The sequence below is a fragment of the Pseudomonas tehranensis genome (assembly GCF_014268615.1).
In the GTDB taxonomy this organism is placed as follows: Bacteria; Pseudomonadota; Gammaproteobacteria; order Pseudomonadales; family Pseudomonadaceae; genus Aquipseudomonas; species Aquipseudomonas tehranensis.
In genome coordinates this window covers 1-5246 of the sequence record NZ_JABWQV010000303.1, presented here as the reverse complement: position 1 = coordinate 5246, position 5246 = coordinate 1, and the positions used below count along the sequence as shown (strand labels likewise).

Below are 5246 nucleotides of genomic sequence, written 5' to 3'. Positions count from 1 at the left end.
CGCTATCGCGAGCAGGCTCGCTCCCACACGGAACTCACCGCTAATGAGATCGGTGTTCCAACTTGAATCACCGCCGCACCGCTTTCGCCCTCTTTGCCCACCCAACCCCAAAGATTGTCTATAAATAACCTCGCGCTCACTCGTTTGGCACGGGCGCTGCACGCTTGCGACATCTCTCTCCTGCGCAAGGACCTCCACATGACTCAAAACGATCCGGCTAACGACTATCCCTTGAGCGAAGTGCCGATGCATGCCCGCAAGGGCCTGGCCTCCACGGCCATGGTGCTGCTGGGCTTCACCTTTTTCACCGCCACCATGTTTGCCGGTGGCAAGCTGGGGGTAGCGTTCGGTTTTGCCGAAATGCTCACGGTCATCGTGATCGGCAATCTGCTGCTGGGTCTGTACGCCGCCGGCCTGGGTTATATCGCCTTCAAGAGCGGGCTCAATTCGGTGCTGATGGGTCGCTTCTGTTTCGGTGAGGTGGGCAGCAAGCTCAGCGACTTGATCCTGGGTTTCACCCAGATCGGCTGGTATGCCTGGGGCACGGCGACGGCGGCGGTGGTACTGGGCAAGTATTTTCATTTGAACGAAGGCACCGTGCTGGGGCTGATGGTGCTGTTCGGCCTGGGTTTCTGCGTTACCGCCTACATTGGTTATCGCGGGCTGGAGATCCTGTCGTACATCGCCGTGCCGGCCATGATGTTGCTGCTGATGTTGTCGATGTGGGTCGCCACGGTAAAGGTCGGAGGTCTGGACGGGTTGCTGGCGGTGGTGCCGACGGGCAGCCTCGATTGGTCCACCGCCATCACGCTGGTGTTCGGCACGTTCGTCAGCGGTGCCACCCAGGCGACCAACTGGACGCGGTTTTCCCGCTCAGCGAAGATCGCGGTGCTGGCGAGCCTGATCGGCTTTTTCATCGGCAACGGCCTGATGGTATTGATCGGCGCCTACGGAGCCATCGTCTACCAGCAGCCGGACGTGGTGGAAGTGCTGCTGTTGCAAGGCTTCGCCATGGCGGCGATGGCGATGCTGCTGCTCAACATCTGGAGCACCCAGGACAACACCATCTATAACTTCGCCGTGGCCGGCTGCAACCTGCTGCGCACCCGTCGACGCAAAACCGTGACCCTGGGCGGCGCGGCGATCGGCACACTGCTGGCCCTGCTGGGCATGTACGATCTGCTGGTGCCTTACCTGATTTTGCTGGGCACGGTGATCCCGCCGATTGGCGGAGTGATCATGGCCGATTTCTTCTTCCGCTGGCGCGGCCGCTATCCACGCTTGGCTGAGGCGCAGCTACCGGCGTTCAACTGGCCGGGGCTGTTTGCGTACGGCGCAGGCACCCTCGCGGCGTTCACTTCGCCTTGGGTTGCGCCACTGGTAGGAATCGCCACCGGCGCGCTAACGTATGTGATATTGATCGGCCTATTGGGAATTCGCGCCACCGATACCCCCCTACAAGATCTTTGAGAAGGACTCGCTTGATGCACATCATCAACGCCCGCCTGCGCAACCGCGAAGGCTTGCATGAACTGCACCTGGAAAACGGCCTGATCGCCAGCATTGCTCGCCAGACCGAAGCCCCGAGCCTTGGCCCGCAAGACCTCGACGCCGGCGGTAATCTGGTGGTGCCCCCCTTCGTCGAACCACACATTCATCTGGATGCCACCCTCACCGCCGGCGAACCCCGCTGGAACATGAGCGGAACGCTGTTCGAGGGCATCGAGTGCTGGGGCGAGCGCAAGGCCACCATCACCCAGGAAGACACCAAGACCCGCGCCAAAAAAACCATCCAGGCCTTGGCCGCCCATGGCATCCAGCATGTACGCACCCATGTCGACGTCACCGATCCTGACCTCACCGCCCTCAAAGCCATGCTTGAAGTGCGTGAGGAAAGTCGTCACCTGATCGACCTGCAGATCGTCGCGTTTCCCCAGGAAGGCATCGAGTCCTACCGCAACGGCCGCGAACTGATGGAAGAAGCGATTCGAATGGGTGCCGACGTGGTGGGCGGCATTCCGCATTTCGAGTACACCCGGGATCAAGGCGTAAGCTCGGTGAAATTCCTGATGGACCTGGCCGAGCGCACCGGTTGCCTGGTGGACGTGCATTGCGACGAGACCGACGACCCGCACTCGCGTTTTCTCGAAGTGCTGGCCGAAGAAGCCCGCAGCCGCGACATGGGCGCCCGCGTCACCGCCAGCCACACCACGGCCATGGGCTCCTATGACAATGCCTACTGCGCCAAGCTGTTTCGCCTGCTCGGGCACTCGGGCATCAGCTTCGTTTCCTGCCCCACCGAAAGCATCCACCTGCAAGGACGCTTCGATAACTTCCCTAAACGCCGCGGCGTCACCCGAGTCAATGAACTGCTCGAAGCGGGGATGAACGTGTGCTTCGGCCAGGACTCCATCGTCGACCCGTGGTACCCCCTGGGCAACGGCAATATCCTGCGGGTACTCGAAGCCGGCCTGCACATCTGCCACATGCTGGGTTACCGCAACCTGCAAAGCGCCCTGGACCTGGTCACTGACAACAGCGCCAAGGCCATGGCCCTGGGCGAGCGCTACGGCCTGGAACCGGGGCGCCCGGCGAACCTGCTGATCCTCTCGGCCGACAGTGACTACGAAGTGATCCGCAGTCAGGGCCTACCGCTCTACTCCATTCGCAATGGCCAAGTGCTGATGAAGCGGCAGATGCCGGTGGTGGAGTTTGCGGTTCAGCCAGGTTGAGGTCATCGCGATAGTGGTGGTTCAGTTGCTTTGATGGCGAATGTGCCTGCGTCATCGCGAGCAGGCTCGCTCCCACAGTGGAGCGGGGCCGTACGCGCATTTTTGTGCCCGCTGAAGATCAAATGTGGGAGAGAGCCTGCTCGCGATGGCGTCGTTGACTGCGGCGCAGATCGTCTATGACACAGCCCGTGCTACACCAAACAACCTCACCCGCATCAACTCACCCGCCTGTTCTTCCAGCAGAATCGGCGCCGTGCCACCCGGCATCACCACACTCACCGCCCCTGCCTTCACCCAGCCCACCCGCCACGCGGCGCTGGCCACGGCACTGGCGCTGGTGCCCGAGGAGGCGGTGGGGCCTTCACCCCGCTCGAACACCCGGGCAACCACGCGCCCTTCGGCTTCGAGCCAGGCCCATTGCAGATTCACCCCCGCCAGGCAGGGCACACCGGCCCCAGCGGGCGGCGCATAGGCAATGCGCGTCAGGCTTTGCGCCAACGCCGGGGCACGCATCTGCGGGTTACTTGGCAACGTCTCGGCGCTGTCCACCAGGGTCACGCAGTGCGGGTTGCCAATGTTCACGAACTGACTGCTGCCCCAGGCCGGATTTAAAGCATGAAGCGCAGCCACACGGCTGACCTCGCGCTGGTTGACGATCACACTTTGCACATCTTGAGCAGCTACAGCGCTGGGGCCAAACAGCGGTTTTCCCAAGTCCAGCCAGAAACCCGAGAGACCTTCGAACTCCGCCGCGCGTACCGCCGTTTGCAGCGGTGACATGCCTTCACGTTTGTCGTGATGAACCTGTAGCACGCACTCACCGTCGCTCGGCATCAGGCCTTGCGCTTTGAGGGCCTGGGAGAAAATCGTCAGGCCATTGCCACTGCGCTCGGCCAGGGTGCCGTCGGTGTTGACGATCAACAGGTCAAACGGTGGCTCATTCTGGAACGGGCCGATCAGCAGACCATCGCTGCAATGGGCCTTGGCATCCGGCGGCGCCTGACCCGGCGCCCAACGACAGAAAGCCTGCACTGCCGCTTGGCTCCAGGCTTGGCATGCCTGTGCAGCCTGGGCGGCTGTCGGCGGCAGGTCAATGCCCTGGGCACGGACCTGTTGCGGTGAGACCACCCCATAAATATTGCCCCGTGCATCATAAAACTGCGTCATGGACCAGACCCGGATTCAGCCAGCGAAAGCCGGTACTTTATTCCGGCCAAGGCTGTGCAGGCAAAGCGTGCTTGCCACCCACGCACCTCTTCGGCACCTTGAGGTCGCAGCGCGGTCAGTGGATGTGCAAGCATAGGGCCCGCCCGCACCATCGCCTCGCAAAACCAAGGACGTTTCATGACTGCCATTACGCCACCGCCCACCTTCATCCCCGGACGCCTGGAACAGATGTCCACCCGCATTGCCTATCTCATCGCCGGCGTCGGGATCGCGGCCTGGGCGCCGCTGGTGCCGTACGCCAAGGTGCGGGCGAACCTGGACGAAGGCACTCTCGGGTTGCTGTTGTTATGCCTTGGGGTGGGGTCGATTCTGGCGATGCCGATTGCCGGCGCACTGGCGGCGCGGTTTGGCTGCCGTCGGGTGCTCAGTGGCGGGACGGTTCTGATCTGCCTGGCCTTGCCGGCGCTGGCAACGATGACGTCTTTGCCCTGGCTGGTGGCAGCCTTGTTTTTGTTTGGCGCCGGCCTAGGCACCGTGGACTCGACCGTCAACCTGCAGGCGGTGATCGTCGAGCGAGCCAGCGGCAAGACCATGATGTCGGGTTTTCACGGCATGTTCAGCCTCGGCGGGATCATTGGCGCGGCCGGTGTAAGCGCACTGCTCGGCCTGGGCCTGTCGCCGCTGGGGGCGACGCTGGTGGTTAACGCAGTGTTGCTGGTGGCGCTGTTCAAGGCGGCGCCGCATCTGCTGCCCTATGGCAGTGAAAGCTCGGGCCCGGCGTTTGCCATTCCCCACGGCGTGGTGCTGTTTATCGGCATCCTGTGTTTCGTCGTTTTCCTGGCCGAAGGCGCGGTGCTGGACTGGAGCGCGGTATTCCTGGTCGCCGAGCGTGATATGGATACGGCCTATGCCGGGCTCGGTTATGCCGCGTTCGCGCTGACCATGACCGTCGGCCGGTTGACGGGGGATTCGGTGGTGCATCGCCTGGGCGCCAAACGCGTGATTATCTATGGCGGCGCGATCGCCGCTACCGGGTTCCTGTTGGCGACCCTGGCGCCGATGTGGCAGGCGGCGCTGTTGGGGTATGCGCTGGTGGGGATAGGTTGTTCGAATATCGTGCCAGTGCTGTACACCGCGGTCGGCAAGCAGACCCTGATGCCTGAAGCGATCGCCGTACCGGCCATCACCACCATCGGCTACGCCGGCATCCTCGCCGGCCCGGCACTGATCGGATTCGTCGCCCATGGCAGCAGCCTGAGCTTTGCGTTTGGGTTGATTGCGCTGTCGTTGGTGGCCGTGGCGGTGAGTGGGAAAGTGTTGAAGGTTTGAAGGTTTGAAGGTTTGAAG

Annotated in this window: 4 protein-coding genes; 3 read left to right on the top strand and 1 reads right to left on the bottom strand. The window is 62.7% G+C overall.

Annotated elements, in window-relative coordinates; translation table 11 throughout:
* Positions 1–198 precede the first annotated feature (198 nt).
* Together codB and codA are read left to right on the top strand one after the other, a co-directional pair.
* The gene (gene codB / locus HU811_RS24525) at positions 199–1470 is read left to right on the top strand and encodes a cytosine permease (protein WP_186658582.1); all 1272 of its coding nucleotides are present in this window, start codon (positions 199–201) and stop codon (positions 1468–1470) included.
* Positions 1471–1484: 14 nt separating this feature from the next.
* A complete protein-coding gene (gene codA / locus HU811_RS24520) occupies positions 1485–2732 on the top strand; it encodes a cytosine deaminase (protein ID WP_092400356.1) in 1248 nt (415 codons plus the stop codon).
* A 174-nt stretch (positions 2733–2906) separates the two neighbouring features.
* Here codA and HU811_RS24515 read toward each other — a convergent pair whose 3' ends face one another.
* On the bottom strand, positions 2907–3899 hold the full coding sequence (locus HU811_RS24515) for a diaminopimelate epimerase (RefSeq protein WP_186658579.1): 993 nt from the start codon (positions 3897–3899) through the stop codon (positions 2907–2909).
* Between the two features lie 177 nt (positions 3900–4076).
* Between HU811_RS24515 and HU811_RS24510 the strand changes: the two genes are divergently transcribed.
* Positions 4077–5228: an MFS transporter gene (locus HU811_RS24510; RefSeq protein WP_186658576.1), complete on the top strand. Its 1152-nt coding sequence runs from the start codon at positions 4077–4079 to the stop codon at positions 5226–5228.
* Positions 5229–5246: the final 18 nt, after the last annotated feature.